The 17,668-nt window shown below is 63.3% G+C and carries 15 protein-coding genes; 3 read left to right on the forward strand and 12 right to left on the reverse strand.

Annotated elements, in window-relative coordinates; all coding sequences use genetic code 11:
- Positions 1–130 precede the first annotated feature (130 nt).
- The 3 genes from AC1RUK_RS00280 to AC1RUK_RS00290 all read right to left on the reverse strand — a co-directional run bounded on the left by AC1RUK_RS00280 (position 131) and on the right by AC1RUK_RS00290 (position 4,752).
- Positions 131–1,831, reverse strand: coding sequence for a hypothetical protein (locus AC1RUK_RS00280; RefSeq protein ID WP_481837250.1), 1,701 nt, complete (start codon positions 1,829–1,831; stop codon positions 131–133).
- A gap of 234 nt (positions 1,832–2,065) precedes the next feature.
- Positions 2,066–2,635 (reverse strand): transcription termination/antitermination protein NusG, encoded by a 570-nt coding sequence (nusG, locus tag AC1RUK_RS00285; RefSeq protein ID WP_481837249.1) that lies wholly within the window; start codon positions 2,633–2,635, stop codon positions 2,066–2,068.
- Positions 2,636–2,655: 20 nt separating this feature from the next.
- On the reverse strand, positions 2,656–4,752 hold the full coding sequence (locus tag AC1RUK_RS00290) for a GumC family protein (RefSeq protein WP_481837248.1): 2,097 nt from the start codon (positions 4,750–4,752) through the stop codon (positions 2,656–2,658).
- Positions 4,753–5,192: 440 nt separating this feature from the next.
- Here AC1RUK_RS00290 and AC1RUK_RS00295 point away from each other — a divergent pair, with 440 nt between their 5' ends.
- From AC1RUK_RS00295 to AC1RUK_RS00305, 3 genes are all read left to right on the forward strand, one after another.
- Complete coding sequence (locus AC1RUK_RS00295; protein WP_481837247.1) at positions 5,193–5,843, forward strand: hypothetical protein; 651 nt, start codon at positions 5,193–5,195, stop codon at positions 5,841–5,843.
- 456 nt (positions 5,844–6,299) lie between these two features.
- Entirely contained in the window at positions 6,300–6,935 is a 636-nt protein-coding gene (locus AC1RUK_RS00300) for a Crp/Fnr family transcriptional regulator (protein ID WP_481837246.1), read from the forward strand.
- A 282-nt stretch (positions 6,936–7,217) separates the two neighbouring features.
- Positions 7,218–7,859 carry a ThuA domain-containing protein gene (locus AC1RUK_RS00305; protein ID WP_481837245.1) on the forward strand — a complete coding sequence of 214 codons (642 nt, stop codon included), beginning with the start codon at positions 7,218–7,220 and terminating at the stop codon, positions 7,857–7,859.
- A 45-nt stretch (positions 7,860–7,904) separates the two neighbouring features.
- Here the strand turns inward: AC1RUK_RS00305 and AC1RUK_RS00310 are convergent, their stop codons facing one another.
- The 9 genes from AC1RUK_RS00310 to AC1RUK_RS00350 form a co-directional block, all read right to left on the reverse strand.
- The gene (locus AC1RUK_RS00310) at positions 7,905–9,260 is read right to left on the reverse strand and encodes a glutamine synthetase family protein (protein WP_481837244.1); all 1,356 of its coding nucleotides are present in this window, start codon (positions 9,258–9,260) and stop codon (positions 7,905–7,907) included.
- 280 nt (positions 9,261–9,540) lie between these two features.
- A complete protein-coding gene (locus tag AC1RUK_RS00315; RefSeq protein WP_436173646.1) occupies positions 9,541–10,239 on the reverse strand; it encodes a GntR family transcriptional regulator in 699 nt (232 codons plus the stop codon).
- A 265-nt stretch (positions 10,240–10,504) separates the two neighbouring features.
- Entirely contained in the window at positions 10,505–12,337 is a 1,833-nt protein-coding gene (gene atzF, locus AC1RUK_RS00320; RefSeq protein ID WP_481837243.1) for an allophanate hydrolase, read from the reverse strand.
- Complete coding sequence (locus AC1RUK_RS00325; protein ID WP_481837242.1) at positions 12,334–12,684, reverse strand: cupin domain-containing protein; 351 nt, start codon at positions 12,682–12,684, stop codon at positions 12,334–12,336. Before AC1RUK_RS00325 ends, atzF begins: the two co-directional genes overlap by 4 nt.
- The gene (locus AC1RUK_RS00330) at positions 12,677–13,345 is read right to left on the reverse strand and encodes a cysteine hydrolase family protein (RefSeq protein ID WP_481837241.1); all 669 of its coding nucleotides are present in this window, start codon (positions 13,343–13,345) and stop codon (positions 12,677–12,679) included. The genes AC1RUK_RS00325 and AC1RUK_RS00330 overlap by 8 nt, the downstream gene beginning before the upstream one ends.
- Complete coding sequence (locus AC1RUK_RS00335; protein WP_481837240.1) at positions 13,345–14,877, reverse strand: ABC transporter ATP-binding protein; 1,533 nt, start codon at positions 14,875–14,877, stop codon at positions 13,345–13,347. The genes AC1RUK_RS00330 and AC1RUK_RS00335 overlap by 1 nt, the downstream gene beginning before the upstream one ends.
- Before the next feature lie 10 nt (positions 14,878–14,887).
- A complete protein-coding gene (gene biuH, locus AC1RUK_RS00340; protein WP_481837239.1) occupies positions 14,888–15,589 on the reverse strand; it encodes a biuret amidohydrolase in 702 nt (233 codons plus the stop codon).
- A 16-nt stretch (positions 15,590–15,605) separates the two neighbouring features.
- Positions 15,606–16,532 (reverse strand): ABC transporter permease, encoded by a 927-nt coding sequence (locus tag AC1RUK_RS00345; protein ID WP_481837238.1) that lies wholly within the window; start codon positions 16,530–16,532, stop codon positions 15,606–15,608.
- Positions 16,532–17,650: an ABC transporter permease gene (locus tag AC1RUK_RS00350; RefSeq protein WP_481837237.1), complete on the reverse strand. Its 1,119-nt coding sequence runs from the start codon at positions 17,648–17,650 to the stop codon at positions 16,532–16,534. Before AC1RUK_RS00350 ends, AC1RUK_RS00345 begins: the two co-directional genes overlap by 1 nt.
- Between the last annotated feature and the right edge of the window lie 18 nt (positions 17,651–17,668).

Raw genomic sequence — 17,668 nt, forward strand, 5'->3', positions numbered from 1 at the left:
GGCTTCTCTCGGCGTCTGTCCCGCGCATGGCCGGGATCGCCCGGCCCTGAGGACGGTCGTGGCAAGGCTGCCCGCTTGCGTCTGTCGTCATGGTGGTGAATGTCGGCGGTTGAGCCGCCCGCTCTGTCTCTTACAGAGACAGCCAGATATGCCTGAACAGTTCCCGGTTGACCGTCTCTAGGCTGGCGCCAGCGTCAACGGTCCGGATTTGCGTGTCCCGGGCCCGCAATTCCGCCATCAGCGACAGCCGCGCCTCGAACGCTTCTTTCCTGATTTCTCCCGGCTTCCGCTGCTCGGAGACGGCAAAATCGGAAACGAGGTGCAAAGTCAGGTGCGGCCGGCATTCTTCCATCTTTTGATAGAGTTTCTGCTCGAGCCGGGCGAGAGCTGACAAGCCTGGGATGGCGAACAGGTGCTCCGGGATGGTTGGCCCGTCCAGATATCCTCTGCGCAGCGTCTGCGGCCACCTGTCACTAACGACGATCATGCCGCGTGTTGCCCATCGATGCGCACGCTTCACAACTGCGTATCGCTCAAACGCAATCATGACCGCCCACAATGCCAACCCGGTCGCGACAACGCCTCCCTTGATCCAATTTCGGTGGATGGAATCGTTGCCATCCTGCTGGACCAGAGACTTCAGGCTGCGTCTATGGGGCAAAATCAGGCTCTGCAGCCGCTTGCGAAGCCACCATCCGCGGCCATCGCCGGTTCCGACATAGGCCTGCGCACAGCCGAATTTCCATCGAAATGTCTGGGTCAGCCGATCGACCTGAGTGCTCTTGCCCACCCCATCAGGACCGATGACCGCCACCACAAGCCCACCAGCCACAGGCCGTCTCTTGGGTGGAAGGCGGCCGGGCATCAGGCGCTGAAGCAACCTCAGGGCAAGATATGAGGTCTTGCGCACGAGATGGACCGCAGCATCGGCGATTGCATAGCGTCCCGTGAAACCGGACATTTCCCGGATCGAACGGCGCAGCCTGGTGAGATCGCCATAGTCAGCGACCAAACCGCCGCCGCTTTTCCGGAACCTGCAGATCGCCGTTCTTCCGCCGCCAAAGGTGTATTCCACGACATGCAAGCTTTGCTCTCCGGACAAAGATGGCTCCCCGGACAGAGATGGCTCGCCGGGCAGAGATGGCAGGCGTGCGAGTTGGTCCGTCCAACGATCGGGCAGGGTGATCCACCGGCTCCACGGGAAGGCCCAAGCCCGGAAGGCGAAACGGGCAATCGCTATTCGGACCTCGTCTTCGGGCGAGACGACGGGGACCGATACGTCTTCCACGCAAACCGATGCCCATCGTGCGATCGCTGCATGGTCGAACGCCAGATAGCGCTTACGAAACTCCCGGCCGACCCGGACACCGATGTGCATGTCGAGATGCAGATACCGGCCACGCGAAAAGTCGGGTATGAACCAGTCCTCCCGACCGGCGCAGACATTGTCGTAGCAGGACAGGCTCACGCCGCGGCGACCCTGCATCTGACTGACGATCGAGCAGAAGACCGGGTAGTCGTGCTTGTCCAAAAGGACATCCAGATCATCCCGGCCAGCAAGTGCGTCCTGCACGGATGCGAGATCCTGAACGATCCCGTATTTCAGGCCGGCCGCATTCAGCGCTCGAAACAGTTCGGCGGCAATCGGCAGTGCCGGTACCGTTTCGAAGGGGCGAGAATGAGCATTTCCGTCAGTTTGAGATGGCCCTGCATCGGCTTCGCTGCCCGCGACGGCTTTCCGCCGCCAGGCGAAGTCTTGCCACGACCCCGCGCCGGGCGTCCTGGCAGGTGCTGGAACATGCGCGTCCGGCGCCAACGCTTCCGCCAGCATCCTTGCCTTGGCCTCCGGTGACCAGCGACGATATTGTTGCGGCTGCAGGCCATCCCGAAGCTCTCCGGGGCCTGCGGGGTGGCAGCTTCCTGGTTTGGACTTGCGTGAAGGTTTCAAGGCTTGGATCTCGTATTGCAAGCTACCGCACAGAGGGTGAATCGTGCACCAACTCATCACTCCCTCGCCGGATGGTTTCGGCATCACACTGCGAAAAACCAACTAGAAAAAATATGCTCAATTTTGAGAGACGATCGATATATTGTCTCTATCAATGGTAATTGGAATTGAACGGTTCATGATATCAAGAAGAATTCTAACGGCTCCGGCTCTTCCAACGTAATCAAGGACGCCGAGCTGGTCCGAAAACGGTCCGTCGGTGATCCGAATTCTTTGCCCCGGTCGCAACAGTACATCCGGATGCAAGATGCCGTCGCCGTCGGTCGCCGATATCAGGGACTCAACGACGCCGTATGGCGCAGGTGTCGGCATGCCATGACTCATGACGAGCTTGCGAACGCCAACGGTAGAGTTGATCGGGTACCAACTTTGCTGATCGACAGCCAGGGAGACAAAAAGGTAGCAGTCAAAGTACGCACTGCAAACGGTCTTCACGCTACGAGCGTGCCGAACAGTTCGCTTCCGCTTGGGCAGGTAGGTTCGGAAGTTCTGCGACAGCAGGTGCCGCTCGGCCAGGCTCTCGGAATGCTGATGTGTCTGGACCACGCACCAACGCGCAGCCTTGCCGTCGCGGCTGTCTCTTGTCGGTTCCGGGAGCGGATCGTAGTGTAAGTCGGATTGCAGCATTGTGAATTCTTCTTCTTCTCTTAATTGAGGTAGTAACTGTCCGAGACACTGCTTTCGAGCGACGTGTAGCGGCCGTATCTTGGCAGCTTTGGTTCGTCCACCATTGTCAGGGCAATGCCGGCGATCTTGGAACGGCCGCCAAGACTTCGGATTCCCTCGGCAGCGGCCTCGCGCGAGGTGTCACGCCACTTCACGACAAAGACGACCTTGTCGACGTGCGGCGCCAGGATCGAGGCATCGGCAGCAGGGCCCACGGGCGGCGCGTCGATTATCACCGTATCGAATTTTCCGCGAAGCTCATCGAGCAGCGAGCGCATGCGCGCCGAAGCGAGAAGGGCAGGCGGGTTCCGCGTCCTGGCGCCGGCAGGCAGCACGCAAATTCCCGAACGTTCGTCCCTATGAATTGCGTTTGTGGCCTTCATCGGCAAAGTCAGAAGGTCAACCAATCCGACCTTATCCCCCATGCCAAAGAAGGCCGTGGCTGCCGAAAGTCGCAAGTCTGCATCGATCACCAGGACCCGGTCGCCGTCGGCGACTGCGGAGCAGGCCAGACTTAAAACCAGAGTTGTCTTTCCTTCCCCGGGCATCGCCGATGTCAGCAGCGTGAGACGCGGCGAATGCCCCAACCCCGGCGTAGCCTCCACGCCCAGGCGAAGCCGTCGCACGGCTTCGCTGTATCTGGACAGCGGCCGGCGCTCGAGATAGGCCACGGGTTGGGATTGGGAATTGGCGTCTCCCGACCAGCCCAACATTCTCGGCATGGACGCAAGAACTGGAACGGCCAGTTCTTCCTCTATCTGTTTCTTCGCCATGAAGCCGGAGGCGAAAAGTTCACGAAGAACGGCGCCGGCGCCACCAAAGAAGAAACCGAGCACCAGACCCAGAGCCGCAAAAAGCGGCCTGTTCGGGAAGCTTGGCGAATCCGGAACCTCGGCATCCGTGATCACGCGCACGCCGCTGTTGAGGAGGGTGGATTTTTCCTCGGCGAGCTTGGCGCGGGACAGGAACGTCCCAAAGAGTTCCTTGTTCGCGTCGGCAATCCTCTGCAGATCGCGCAACTGGACGCCAACCTGGCCTTCGACTTCGGACTTGTCAGATACCGACGCCAGGGCTCGCGAGAGGGAAGCTTCGCGGGCCTCGGCGGCGTCGACTTCATTCTTCAGATTGCCGATCAGGCGCTGAACCTCGGCGGAAATCTGTCCCTCGATGTCCCGGCGCTCCGCCTGAGCGGCCACGACGTCCGGATGCCGTTCGCCATACTTCAGCAGAAGGTCGGTTTCCCGCCGCGCCACCACGGATTGCTGAGCTCGAAGGGCGCTGACGACAACGGACTGCAATACATCGGGTATGGTCTGGATATCGCCGCCACCACTCAGCAGTTTGTCAACCAGCTGATATTTTGTTCTTTTCTCCGACAGTTCCGCGCGCGCATTGATCAGGGCGACATTCAATTCAGACAGCTGCTGGTCGGTCAGGCTGCCCGATTGTGTCGACAATAAATTATGATCGATCCGGAATTTCTGGACGGCTTGTTCCGACCGGCTGAGTTCTTCCCGCAGATACGCGGCCCGCTCACTGAGCCATGTGGACGCTTTCTTGGCGCCCTCGTAACGGGACTTTACCCGGTCAACGACATAGGCCTGGGCAATTGCGTTGGCGAGGGATGCCGATTTGTCCGGATCGTAGGAGGTCACGGAAAGCTCGATGACGTCCGCCAGCCCGACCCGCGAGACTCCCAGCGCGCCCTTGAGCCAATCCAACGCCGCTGGCCCGATGTTGGGATCTTCCGTCAGCTTTTCGCCATCGATTACCTTCTGCAGAAGCGAAGTGGACCTCAGGACCGCAATCTGGCTTTCGATGAATGTTGAATTGTCCGAAAAGTCGGATTTGGAGTAATCCTGCGGAGTCACATAATCGTTCGGCGCGTCGAGCAAGACTTCCGCAGCTGCCGTGTACGATGGTGGGATCTCGTAAGCAGCAACCAGGAATATGGCAAAGGTGATCGCTGCAATTGCACAGACAAGCCTCCAGCGCCGGACAAGGAAATCGAGAATCTCCCTGACGTCGAGCGGCATCAATTGCCGGGTCATGATCGGATTGTCAGTCGGGCTAGGCATTTCCGAATCCTTGCGACGAACAACAGAACTCCTACCCCTTCAGCGCCGGCTGAATGGCTCGCACTTCAAGATCCTTCGGGCAGCTAGCTGCTAAGTGCGCTCACGCGCATGAAACGGTAAGGTTTCGCCCCGCCATCTGGCATGTCCAAATCGCTCTCTTCCGCCCGTTGACCGATCACGCAACCGGTCAATCGAAACCATATCAGCTTCGCGGACACCCTCGCCATTACCATTAATGAGTAGTAACTCGGCTAAAGGTCGATCTGGTCTACCCGATAGCCTTCCAGAGGTCTTCAGGGCGTCGGCAGGCACCTTTCCCTGTTCATCCGGGAGGTCTACAACAGCACTGGCGCCATCAAGGGGGCGACGGCGAGCGTGCACCCTCCGACGACGCGAATGCGGCGGATACCCTCATTTATCTCGGCGATCCTGGGGTTGATATGGACACGTACGGCGAATTCGGTTTGGCGTTTGTGGACTGGGTGGCGAATAGATCAGGAGCCATTCTGGTGCTGCTGGCAAGCTTGCCGTTGGCGCTTCTTCTGAAGGAGGGCCGGATGCTGAGCTACGGTGCCCTTGTCGTGTTTGTCGGGGCTGTCGGATTGATTTTGTACAGCTTCGAAGGCCCTGCAGGAGCAGTCCTTGTCGTTCTCGCGAATACTTTTTTGGTTTTGGTTGCCCTGCTTTTCACCCGAAGGCGGTTGTCGCAGATCGAAGACAGGCTGGCGTCGGTAATATCGGCAGTCGGTGACCTGGAGACTGCCGAGGAAAGACGACAAACTTTCAACGCGAAACGTCCCTCGAATTCACGGCCTTTCCTGCGCCGGAAACCAACAGCCGCAACAAAGGAACAGATCGTTTCGGCCGGCGCAGCGGAAAGTCCTGGAAGAGAGAGTCAGTTACTCTCCGGTGCATCTTCGCAAGAACTGCGAGCCCCCGATCTATTGCCAGGCTCTGCAGTTCCAGTATCTTCTCGAATAGCAGGCCGCAATTCCGCTTCCAGAGGATCTCAAAAGAAAGCTGTGCTCGAGCTGAACCATCCCGCCGGCGATGGTTCGGGCCAGTCGAGGCGACCGCAAAGGTCGTCGTGATGGTTGAGTGACGCCCGAAGGACAAGTCCGTTCGATGGCGGGACCATCTGTTCGTTGGTTTGCCACAGGCGACCAGCAGGCACCCTTGCTGATAGAATGAAGTACAGCGCCTTAGGCTGAGCAAGCCTTTTGCAGGCCGGCGCGGCTGCGCCCGCCTGCTCGAATGCCGGCACCGCGCGGCGATGTTTTTCCGAGACCCGCGGTAGTCCTCCCAGGCCAATTTTGGCCGCGCCTGCCCGCTCCAACATCACAGGGTGGTAGGACCCTAGCCAAAGGTGGTAGACTGCGCCGCCACCTGGATGAAATCATTGATGGCACTTTCGGAGTATTTGATTTAGATTTGCAGCTTCAGGTTGACCTGTGGCTGGGTTATTTCGGGGCGAGATGAGCTTATCAAAGCAGGTTCTTGGATTCGGGCCGAGACCTACACTTGCTGAAGCAAGTTGGGAGAGGGGTGTGTCTGAGTTGGCGGGAGCCGTGCGCCGTTCCTATACGGCCAACACAACGATCGCGCGCGAGTATCAGGCCAGATCGGCTATTCTGATCATAACTTCCGGGTGGGCGGCATTTGCCAAGACGCTGCCGGACGGCTCACGCCTGATCGTCGATTTTGCGCTTCCTCACGAAATTGCCTTGATCGAATTCGCCGGCGAAGTCAGCGAGACGGTAACGGCCCTGTCGGACGTAACCGCGATTGAGTTGGCCGGTCCTGTCCGTACTTGTTTTTCGCGCTATCCGCAGCCCTTTTGCGAGGCTGTGCTGCAGGCTGAGACAAGTCGATATTCCCGGGTTGTGGAACATCTGGCAGGAGTCAGTCGGAGGGGAGCCATTGAGCGCACGGCCCATCTTCTGCTCGAACTGGCCTGCCGCGCACATCGGTCGGCAACGAGTTATCCGGACCGTTTTGTTTGCCCGTTGACCCAGGCCGAATTGGCCGACGCGTTGGGTCTCTCCGCTGTGCATGTGAGCCGCGTCATGAAGGCCTTGCGAGAGGCCGGCCTGGCTTCATTCCGCAATGGCGTGGTCGAGTTGCATGACCATGCAGGCCTTATCGAAACAGCCGGATTTGATCGGTCTTACATCTCGATCTGACGTCCAAGCGGCTTTGCGACACGGTCGATCCATCCATCGATTGTGGATCGAAGAGATACCCGGCTTTCCGGCCCAGTCTGAGCGTGCAACTTCCGCAACGTTGCTCGCGATGCAAGCATCACGCACGGGCAGCCTCCTGGCGCCGGGCTTTTTTGTGTTTGGAAAATCGCTCGAGGAGAGACAGCTTGTCCGGGCGGCGGGCTGTCGCCCGAATCATGACCCGGCGACTTATGTTTGGCGACCCTGGTTGATACCTCGGTAAAACCATTGACGGAGATGACTATGCGGCAAGCGCTGATCGTATGGGGCGGATGGGAGGGGCACGAGCCGGAACAGGGGGCGGGTGCTGTCAAGGCGCTACTCGAGGAGGAAGGCTTTGGCGTGCGCGTCGAGACCACGACCGCTGTATTCGCCGACCCGGCGATCGCCGATCTGAGCCTGATCGTGCCGATCTACACCATGTCCAAGCTCAGCAAGGACGAGGAGCGCAACCTGACGAAGGCGGTGGAGGGCGGCGTCGGCGTCGGTGGCTACCATGGCGGCATGGGCGACGCATTCCGTGAATCGACGGACTACCAGTTCATGTGCGGCGGCCAGTGGGTCGCGCACCCCGGTAACATCATCGACTACCGGGTGAACGTCGTCCGGCACGACGATCCGATCATGAGCGGCATCGATGATTTTTACTACCGCTCGGAGCAGTACTACATGCATGTCGATCCGGCGAACGAGGTGCTGGCGACCACCACCTTCTCCGGCGACCATGCGCCCTGGATCGACGGCGTCGTCATGCCGGTGGTGTGGAAGCGCCGGCACGGCAAGGGCAAGGTGTTCTATTCGTCGCTCGGGCACGCGGCCGCGGAATTCGCGGTACCGCAAATGCGGACCATTCTTCGCCGCGGCCTGGCCTGGGCGGCGCGCTGACAGGACTGGCGCCCGGCCAAGGTCTTGCTAGGGCGCTGATGTTGATCAGACGCTTTCGAGATAGGTCTCGAGTTCGAAGTCGCTGACGTTGAGTGCGAAGGTATTCAGTTCCTGGCGTTTGCAGGCAATGAAGGAGTCGCGCAGGATCGCCGGGAAGATCTCCGCCACATGCGGCCCGCTTTCGAAACTGGCGATGGCGGAGGCCCAGTCCGGCGGCAGCCTGGCCGGCTGGCCGCCTTGCCCTTCGCCACGGGTCGGGTCGCCGGGCGACAGTTCTCTTTCGATGCCGATCAGCGCCGCGCCAAGGATCGCGGCCAGCACCAGATAGGGATTGGCGTCGGCACCCGAAACGCGATGCTCGATGCGGCGCGCCGCCGACGGCCCACCGGGAATGCGGATCGCCACCATGCGGTTCTCGTAGCCCCAGGCGACCGCGGTCGGAGCGTAGGAGCGCGGACGCAGCCTGCGGTAGGAATTGAAGTGCGGCGCAAACACCAGCGTGCTCTCGGCCATGGCCGAGAGCAGACCGCCGACGGCATGGCGCATGATCTCGGACCCCTGGTCGCTGCCGTCGTCGAAGACGTTGCGGCCATCGGTGTCGACCAGGCTGAAATGGACATGAAAGCCGTTGCCGGCACGGTCGCCATAGGGCTTGGCCATGAAGCAGGCGGCAAAGCCATGCTTGCGGGCGATGCCCTTGACAGTGCGCTTGAACAGCACCGCATCGTCGGCGGCGCGCAGCGCATCGGAGACATGGTTCAGATTGATCTCGAACTGGCCGACGCCGTTCTCGGCAATCGCCGTGTCGACGGGAATGCCCTGCATGCGGCAGGCATCGTAGACGTCGTGGATGAAGGCTTCGAAATCGTCGATCTCGTCAATCGACAGTGCCGCATCGGAATCGAGACGGCGCCCGGTCACCGGCGAGACAGGCCCCACAGGGCGCTGCGACTGCGGGTCGACCAGATAGAATTCGAGTTCGGTGGCAGCCACCGGTGTCAGGCCGAGCGCCTTGTAGCGGTCGAGGATCCGGGCCAGCGCCCGCCGCGGGTCGCCCAGATAGGGCGCGCCGTTCTCGTCGGCAAGCCAGAGCGGGACAAGCGCTGTCGGATGCGCGGTCCAGTTGACGGGCAGGATGCCGCGTCCAGTCCACTGGCACAGGCCATCGGCATCGCCGGTCGAGAAAACCAGTGCGTTGCCTTCGATGTCCTCGCCCCAGACGTCGAGGCCGATCAGCGAAAAGGGCATGCGCAGCTTGCCCTCCAGCGCCTTGCGCGCCTGCTCGACGGGAATGCGCTTGCCGCGCATGATGCCGTTGAGATCGCACGCCGCGGCCCTCAGGCTCTGGATGTCGTTTCTGCTTTCAAGCCAGTTCAGAACGTCTGCAATTGCATCGCCCAATTTCAAACCTCTTGGTTTTTGAAGGTGCCGTAGCTTGGCGCCACGATGTCCCTGGTAAAAATAGCTCGTGAGTTTCTGAAGGCCGCCTCGGCTTTTGCCGACGGCATTTCCGTCATTTTTTCAATTCACTAGCCGGGATGTCGGGCGGCATTTCAAAACCAATTGTGCGATTTGCGATCGCAACATAGAGGGAAGTCAGGGCAAAGCCAAGCTGCATTTGAGCTGCCGGTTGAGAGAAGCGCAGGGTCGGCCAGCGGGAACCTTTCGGGCCCTGGCTTTTCTAGCTCCGCGTTTCCGGAAACCTGGCCTGCCGCAGGATATGCGCTGCGCCTTCGTCGATGTCGCGCACGATGGCCGCGCGAGCGCGCTCCGCGTCCTGGGCCTCGATCGCCGCCACGGCCTCCTCGTGGTAGTCGATGTCGAGAATGGAGGCGAGGTCGTCCTCGAACCCCATGCCGAGGTTCCTGAGAAACGGGCCGACCTGCATCCAGACCGTCTCGATCAGGAAGATCATCTGCTCGTTGCCGCAGTGGCGGTAGATGGAGAACTTGAAGGCGTAGTTCTTGCGCAGATAGTCGTCGATATCCCCCTTGCGCGCCGCCATGGTCAGCTCGGCGCAGTGGCGCCGGATGGCTCGCAGATTGTTGCCGTTGATGAGCTGTGTCGCCAGCTCGGTCGCCGAACCTTCCAGGATCGTTCGTACGGCGGTCAGCTGGGAGAACCGCTCGGCCGAGATGATCGGCACCTCGACGCTGCCGTTCGGCATCGGGCTCAGCGCGCGCAGCGCCTGCAGCCGCATGAAGGCGCTGCGCACCGGCATGTCGCTGGTGCCGAGCTCCTTGGCGAGCTTGCGCGAGGTCAGCTTCTGGCCAGGCACGAACTGGCCCGACATCAACGCCCGCACGAGTTCCAGATAGACTTTCTCATGCAGGGGGACGGTGTCGAGGGCGGTCAATCCGAATTGTGTCTTGTCGGCCATTGGCGATGCGCTACTTCATTCGTTCTGAAATCTACGCAGCAGACGCCGCTCGTAATCCGGGTCAGCCGAACGCGGTATGAGAGCCGAGGCCAGCAATTTTGCGGCATATGATAGACGCTTCAACCGCAGCGCCGCAAGCGCGCGGTCGCGGGGCGCCAGCGCGACCCAGGATGAGGCGGACCATCGTCGTTCCATACGGAATCTCGAAGGCCGTGCCCGTTTCCCTCTTCGTCACGGCGTCGGGCCACGGCGCGGTGCCGATCGTTCAACTGGACGGAACGCTTTCCAGGCGGTGTCGCGGTTCGCGGGCACTTGCGACGAAGCTGCGCCAGCCGCCATAGGCCGAGATGTCGGTCGCCGCCGACAGGCCCGCCGTTTCGGCGAGGAATCCCTTCGCCAATGTTCCATCGTCGAGCTCGATCGTGCCGATGCCGAGCGGCGGCGGGATGGCGGCGACGAAGCGGCCGAAGGCGTCGGCACAAAGCCGCCAGACTTCGACCTCGATCGCCATGCCGCCATCGGCGACGCGGATCAGGCCGGGTTTGGGCACCAACTGGCCGGCCAGCGCATAGAGTTTGTAGGCGGCGGCGGTCCTGGTCGCGCGCAGGAACTGCGCGCCGAGTTGGTTGAGCTGGCCGTTGAGCGGCATGCCCGACAGATGCGCGCCGACCACCACCAGGTCGATCATGCCGTCGTTGGTCGGCTGGGCGGCAGGCTGCAAGCCGGGCTGCGGCCAGCCCGTGGCGCCGAGCGGAAGGCCACTCGCCGCATGCAGGTCGCGGGCGAGCATCGCCGTCAGCGCATCGCGTCCGGCCGGCGCCAGCAAGGTGACGCTCATCGGCAGGCCGTCATCACGCCTGCCGGTCGGCACGGCGATGCCGCACATGTCGAGCAGATTGACGAAGTTGGTGTAGGTGCCGAGGCGGCTGTTTGTCTCGACCGGATCGGCGAGCACGGCAGAAGTGGTGTAGTGCGTCGGCGCGGTCGGCACGCAGAACAGATCGACCGAGGCGATGACGGAGGCGAGCTTCGCCTTGTAGGCCTGCAAGGCATAGAGCCCGCGGAAGGCGTCCGCCGCCGACAGGTTCCTGGCACCGCCGATGATTTTGCGCGTCACCGGATGCATGGCTGCTTCGTTAGTCTCCATGAAATCGCGGATGGCCGCATAGCGCTCGGCCACCCAGGCGCCCTCGTAGAGCAGGTTGGCGGTGGCGTAGAAATCGCCGAAGGGGATTTCGACCAGCCGGCAACCGAGCCGCGACAGCATGGCAAGCGCGGCCTCGAAGCCGGCCTGCATCGCCGCGTCGCCGAAGAACTTCAGGTCGGTTTTTGCCGGGATGCCGACGCTCAGCACGGGCGGGCGCATGGCGAGCGGCTGGACGGCGACGTCGCGCGAATAGGGATCGGCAGCGTCGCGCGCAGCAGCGACGGAGAACACCCTATAGGCGTCGTCGACGGTCAGCGCGAACACCGAGACGCAGTCGAGCGTGCGGCAGGCCGGCACGACGCCGGCGGCCGAAAGCGCGCCGACGGTCGGCTTCAGCCCGACGATGTTGTTGAGGCCCGCCGGAATGCGGCCGGAGCCGGCGGTGTCGGTGCCGAGCGCGAAGGAGGCGATGCCGCGCGCCGTCGATACGGCCGATCCGGACGAAGAGCCGCCCGGCACCAGCGCCTCGTCGATGGCGTTGCGCGGGATCGGCCAGGGCGTGCGCACGCCGACGAGGCCGGTGGCGAACTGGTCGAGATTGGTCTTGCCGATGACCAGCGCGCCGGCCGCCTTCAGCCGCGAAACCACGGTGGCGTCCTTTTCGGGCCAATAGGTGTATTCGGCGCAGGCCGCCGTCGTCGGCATGCCGGCGACGTCGATGTTGTCCTTGACGGCGAAAGGAATGCCCCAGAGCGGTTTTGCCACGGGATCAAACGGGCCGAGTGTTTCGGCTGCGGCAAGCAAATCTTCTTTGGGCGCTAGGTGGATGAAGATGCCCGGATCATCAGCCACCCCGATGCGGGCATAGACAGTGTCGATCACCTCCGTGACGCCGGTGCCAGCCCGATAGGTGCTGTGGAGGCGTCCGATGTCGAAGTGGATATCGCTCATTTCGTCTCCCCCAGAATGATCACCGGCAGGTCCCACTGGATCAGCACGACGCAGCCGTCCTTCGTCCACACCGAATGCTCGGTGCCGACCGGGTTCAGGACGACGCTGCCGGTGGGATAGTCGCCGTTCTCGTCGCTCTGGGTGCCTTCCAGCACGACAATGGTCTCCAGCCCGACATGGCGGTGGCGCGGCACGCCGGCGCCGGGCCGGTATTTCAGAATCGCGACAGACGGCTCGACCGGTCCGCCCTTGAGCAGCCAATGCACCGTGATGCCGTCGCGGAAATGTTCGAACGCCAGATCGCGCCAGCCGCCGTCGAGCAGGCCGGCAAAGGCAAGATTAGGCATTGGCAATTCCCTCGAGCACCTGGTCGGTCGTCGCCGTCCAGCCGACGATGGCGCCTTGCGCCCTGATCATGGCGATCGCCGCCGCCTTGAACTCGGGAAAATAGCTCTCCGTCGCGTCTTCGGCGAGCAGGCACTCATAGCCGCGGTCGTTGGCCTCGCGCATTGTCGTCTGCACGCAGACTTCGGTCGTCACCCCGGCAAAGACGAGGTGCTGCGCGCCGAGCCGCTTGAGGTCGTCACCGAAGCTGGTCGCATAGAACGCGCCCTTGCCGGGTTTTTCGATGACGATTTCACCGGGCAGCGGCGCAAGTTCGTCGAGGATCGCCGTGCCCGGCTCGCCGGCGATCAGCACGCGGCCCATTGGGCCGGCATCGCCGATGCGGATCGAAGGATTGCCGCGATCGCGCTTGGCCGGCGGCAGGTCCGAAAGGTCGGGCTTGTGGCACTCCATGGTGTGGATCACCGGCAGGCCGGCGGCGCGAAAGCCCTCGATCAGTCGCTTCACCGTCGGCACGATCGCGGCCACCCGGCTGACGTCGTTGCCGAGGCTGGCGCCGAAGCCGCCGGGCTCAGCAAAATCGCGCTGCATGTCGATGACGACCAGCGCCAGGGTGTTCGGCTTGAAGGCGAATGGAAACGGCTGCGCTGCGATTTCAGCCATCAATGATGTCCCGCCATGTGCTCGCCGATCGTCTGCACGCTCGCCTGCGCGATCGGCGTCTCGTAGACCAGCGCGCCGTCGGACATTACGAGGATGCGGTCGGAGAGTTCGAGCAATTCGTCGAGATCCTCCGAAATCAGAAGGACGGCGGCACCGGCATTGCGCGCCTTCATGATGCGGGCGCGGATCTCGGCCACGGCGGAAAAATCGAGGCCGAAGCAGGGGTTGGAGACGATCAGAAGGTCGACCTCGCCAGTGAGTTCGCGGGCAAGCACGGCGCGCTGCACATTGCCGCCCGACAGCGAGGCGATCGGCGAGGACAGCGATGCGGTCTTGACCTTGAACTGTTCGACCAGGCGGGCGCTGAAGGATCTGATGGCACCGGCATTGATCCAGTTCACCGGCCTGCCGTTGCCGTCGATGTCGAAGGTGCGGAAGGAGATGTTCTCGGCCACCGTCATCTTCGGCGCGCAGGCGTTCTTCAGCGGCTCCTCCGGGATGAGGCGGACATTGAGCGCGCGCGCCTCGGCGCGCGTCGCCGCATAGGCGGTGCCGCGCACCATGACTTCGCCGGCATCGCGCGGGCGCTGCCCGGCCAGCACTTCGAGGAATTCCTTCTGGCCGTTGCCGGAAATGCCGGCGATGCCGACGATCTCGCCGGAGCGCACGCCGAGATCCTCGATGCGGATCGACTTCAGCCCGGTGCGGTCCGGCGCCTTCAATGCTTTCACCTTGAGCACGATCTCGGCGTCGGGCTTCGGTTCGGCGCGGCTGTCGAGCGCGGCGATCGGCTGGTCGCCGATCATCATCGCCGCCATCTGCTTGTGGTCGAGGTCGGCGACGCGGCCGGTGCCGGTCAGCCTGCCCTTGCGCAGCACGCTGACGTCGTCGGCGAAGGCCGTCACCTCATGGAATTTGTGCGAGATCATCAGCACGGTGAGGTTGCCCGCTTTGGTCATGGCGCGCACTAGGCCGAGCACCTCCTGCGCCTCGCCGGGCGTGAGCACCGAGGTCGGCTCGTCCAGCACCAGGAAGGAGCGGCCGAGATAGAGCTGCTTGACGATCTCCAGCTTCTGCTTCTCGCCGGCGGCAAGCTCGGCCACCTTGACGTCGAGCGGCAGCTTGAACGGCATGCGCTCCATGAAGGCGGCGAGGTCGGTGCGCTCCTTGCGCCAGTCGATGACGCCGGGAACCTCTTCACGCGAGATGACCAGGTTCTCGGCGCCGGTCAGCGACGGCACCAGCGTAAAATGCTGGTAGACCATGCCGAGGCCGAGTGCCGAGGCATCCCTGGGGCTGGCAATCGTCGCTTCGCGGCCGTCGACGAGGATGTCGCCGGAGGTCGGGTGGTAAAAGCCCATCATGCATTTGACCAGCGTCGATTTGCCGGCGCCGTTCTCGCCGAGCAGGGCGTGGAAGGAGCCGGCCGGCACCTTGACCGAGACATTGTCGAGCGCCGTGAAGGCGCCGAAGCGCATGGTCATGCCGATGGCCTCGACGCCGACCGCCTTCTTGTGGGTGGTTGCGCTCATCGCGGTGTCCTCACGGCAGCTGGGCCACGAGTGCGGCCGCGTTCGACACCGCGCCGAACACGCCGCCCTGCATCTTGATCATCTTGATGGCGGCCAGATGGTTGCCGTAGTCGGTGGCGCCGCAGCAATCCTCCAGCATCACGCATTCGAAGCCGCGGTCGTTGGCCTCGCGCATGGTGGTGTGGACGCAGACATCGGTGGTGATGCCGGTCAGAACGATGTTGCCGATGCCGCGCTGGTTGAGGATCAGCTCCAGGTCGGTGGCGCAGAACGAGCCCTTGCCCGGCTTGTCGATGATCGGCTCGCCCTCGGCCGGATAGAGGTCGGGGATGATGTCCCAGCCCGGCTCGCCGCGCACCAGGATGCGCCCGCAGGGGCCGGGATCGCCGATGCCGGCATTGATGCGGCGCGAGCGCCAGCGCTTGTTGGCCGGCAGGTCGGCGAGGTCGGGCCGGTGGCCTTCGCGGGTGTGGATGATGGTGTAGCCTTTGGCGCGCATCGCCGACAGAACCGACTTGATCGGCTCGATCGGGGCGCGGACCAGCGACAGGTCGTAGCCCATGTGGTCGACATAGCCGCCCGGCCCGCAGAAATCGGTCTGCATGTCGATGATGATCAGCGCCGTGTTGTCGGGGCTCAGATCGCCATTGTAGGGCCATGGATAGGGATCGGCGTCGATGTAGCGCTGGGTGATTCCGGCTCTGGCGTTCACGGCAAAACCTCCGGTCTCATTTGGTGATCGACAGTTCGCCCGGCGCGCCGGCGAGCGAGCGGCTCGGCGACGAGGTGGCGATCATGATGACGAGGGTGAGGATGTAAGGCGCGGCATAGAAGAGGTAGTAGCCTTGCGTGACGCCGACCGACTGCAGCGCCGGCCCGAGCGCGCCGGCGCCGCCGAATAGAAGGGCCGCGGCAAAGCAGCCGAGCGGGTTCCAGCGCGCGAAGATGACCAGCGCCACCGCCATCAGCCCTTGCCCCGAGGAGATGCCTTCGGTCCAGCTGCCGGGATAGTAGAGCGACAGATAGGCGCCGCCGATGCCGGCCAGCGCGCCGCCGACGCCGGTGGCGGTAAGGCGCACCGTGTTCGGGTTGAGGCCCATGGCGCGCGCCGCGTCGGAACTGTCGCCGACGACGCGCAGGATCAGGCCGGCGCGGGTGTTACGGAAGGCCCACCACAGGAACACTGCCAGTGCGGCGCCGATCAGGAACAGCACGTTGACGTCGAGGGCGGCCTGCACCTGCGGAATGTCCGACCAGGCGCCGAAGGGAATGGCCGGCAGGTCGGGTGCCGAGGGCTGGATGAAGGGCTTGCCGAAGAAGAAGGCCAGGCCCGAGCCGAACAGCATCAGGGCGATGCCGATGGCGATGTCGTTGACCTTTGGAAACTTGCAGATCCAGCCATGGAACAGGCCGAAGCAGAGACCGGCGAAGGCGGCGGCGATGAGGCCGAGCCAGGGCGAACCGGTCATCACCGCGACCGCATAGGCGCTCATGGCGCCGAACACCAGCGTGCCTTCGAGGCCAAGGTTGATGCGGCCGGAGCGCTCGGTGATGGCTTCGCCGAGCGAGACGAAGATGAAGGGCGTCGAGACGCGGATGGCGCCGCCGAGGATGGCGAGCGGCACGCCCCAGAGGCCGATCCCGGTGGCGTCCATCAGTTGCTCCTTTGCCACAGATCGGGATTGAAGGCCTTGAAGCGGCCGTAGACGGTCTCGCTGAACAGGATGACGATGAACAGCATGCCCTGCAGCACCAGAACGGTGGCGTCGGGAAGGTCCATGCGGCGCTGGATCAGTCCGCCGGACGCATCGATGCCGCCGAGCAGGAAGGCGACCGGGACGATGGCCAGCGGATTGTGGCGGGCAAGGAAGGCGACGAGGATGCCGGTATAGCCATAGCCGGCGGCGAGCGAGGCGTTGGCGCTGCCCTGCACGGCCGCGACCTCCAGCATTCCGGCGAGACCGGCGAAGGCGCCGGCCAGGCCGGTAAAGCCGACGATCAGCGAGCCGACGGCCAACCCCTGCACCTGGGCCGCCCGGACATTGCCGCCGGCGATGCGGGCGGCAAAGCCCCAGCGGGTCTTTTCGATCAGCACCCAGGACAGCACGCAGGCGACGACGCCGACGGCAAGGCCCCAATGCACCTCCATGCCCGGCATGTTGCCGATGCGGTAAATGTCGGCCAGCGGCTGGGTCGAGGGCTTGTTGAGCGAGGCCGGGTCGCGCAGCGGCCCTTCGACCAACTGGTTCATCAGGGCGATGGCGATATAGGCCATCAGCAGGCTGGAGATGGTCTCGTTGACGGCGCGGTAATGGCGGAGCGCGCCGACGGCACCGATCCAGATGCCGCCGGCGGCCATGCCCGCCACGCCCATGACGAGAATGACGATGAAGGAAGGGGCACCGCTGAGCGCGGTGCCGGCTGCCGCAGCGGCGACGCCGCCGAGCACGATGGCGCCCTCGCCGCCGATGACGACGAGGCCGAGCCGGGCCGGCAGCGCCACGCAGAGCGCCGCCAGCAGCAAGGGAGCGGCGCGCGACAGCGAGTTCTGGATCGAGAACCACGAGCCGAAGCCGCCGCGCCACGTCGTTTCATAGAGCTGGACCGGCGACTTGCCGACAGCCAGGATGAACAGGCTGAACAGCACCATGCCGACGATCAGCGCCGCGATCGGAATGACGAAGGCTTCCGCCCGCCGGGCGATCCATTCGAGCGCCGCCGGATAGCCCCTGGCACCGAACGTCGCTGGTACGCCTGCCACCGTTTCTGTCATGTTGCCGCCTCCGTCCGG

The organism is Mesorhizobium monacense, from assembly GCF_056781675.1.

Bases quoted from the DNA above. Each gene is read 5' to 3' on its own strand.
- AC1RUK_RS00325 (WP_481837242.1), bottom strand. From the start codon at position 12,684: ATGCCTAATCTTGCCTTTGCCGGCCTGCTCGACGGCGGCTGGCGCGAT.
- AC1RUK_RS00280 (WP_481837250.1), bottom strand. From the start codon at position 1,831: ATGCTGGCGGAAGCGTTGGCGCCGGACGCGCATGTTCCAGCACCTGCC.
- AC1RUK_RS00295 (WP_481837247.1), top strand. From the start codon at position 5,193: ATGGACACGTACGGCGAATTCGGTTTGGCGTTTGTGGACTGGGTGGCG.
- nusG (WP_481837249.1), bottom strand. From the start codon at position 2,635: ATGCTGCAATCCGACTTACACTACGATCCGCTCCCGGAACCGACAAGA.
- AC1RUK_RS00305 (WP_481837245.1), top strand. From the start codon at position 7,218: ATGCGGCAAGCGCTGATCGTATGGGGCGGATGGGAGGGGCACGAGCCG.
- AC1RUK_RS00350 (WP_481837237.1), bottom strand. From the start codon at position 17,650: ATGACAGAAACGGTGGCAGGCGTACCAGCGACGTTCGGTGCCAGGGGC.
- AC1RUK_RS00345 (WP_481837238.1), bottom strand. From the start codon at position 16,532: ATGGACGCCACCGGGATCGGCCTCTGGGGCGTGCCGCTCGCCATCCTC.
- atzF (WP_481837243.1), bottom strand. From the start codon at position 12,337: ATGAGCGATATCCACTTCGACATCGGACGCCTCCACAGCACCTATCGG.
- AC1RUK_RS00290 (WP_481837248.1), bottom strand. From the start codon at position 4,752: ATGCCTAGCCCGACTGACAATCCGATCATGACCCGGCAATTGATGCCG.
- AC1RUK_RS00330 (WP_481837241.1), bottom strand. From the start codon at position 13,345: ATGGCTGAAATCGCAGCGCAGCCGTTTCCATTCGCCTTCAAGCCGAAC.
- AC1RUK_RS00335 (WP_481837240.1), bottom strand. From the start codon at position 14,877: ATGAGCGCAACCACCCACAAGAAGGCGGTCGGCGTCGAGGCCATCGGC.
- AC1RUK_RS00315 (WP_436173646.1), bottom strand. From the start codon at position 10,239: ATGGCCGACAAGACACAATTCGGATTGACCGCCCTCGACACCGTCCCC.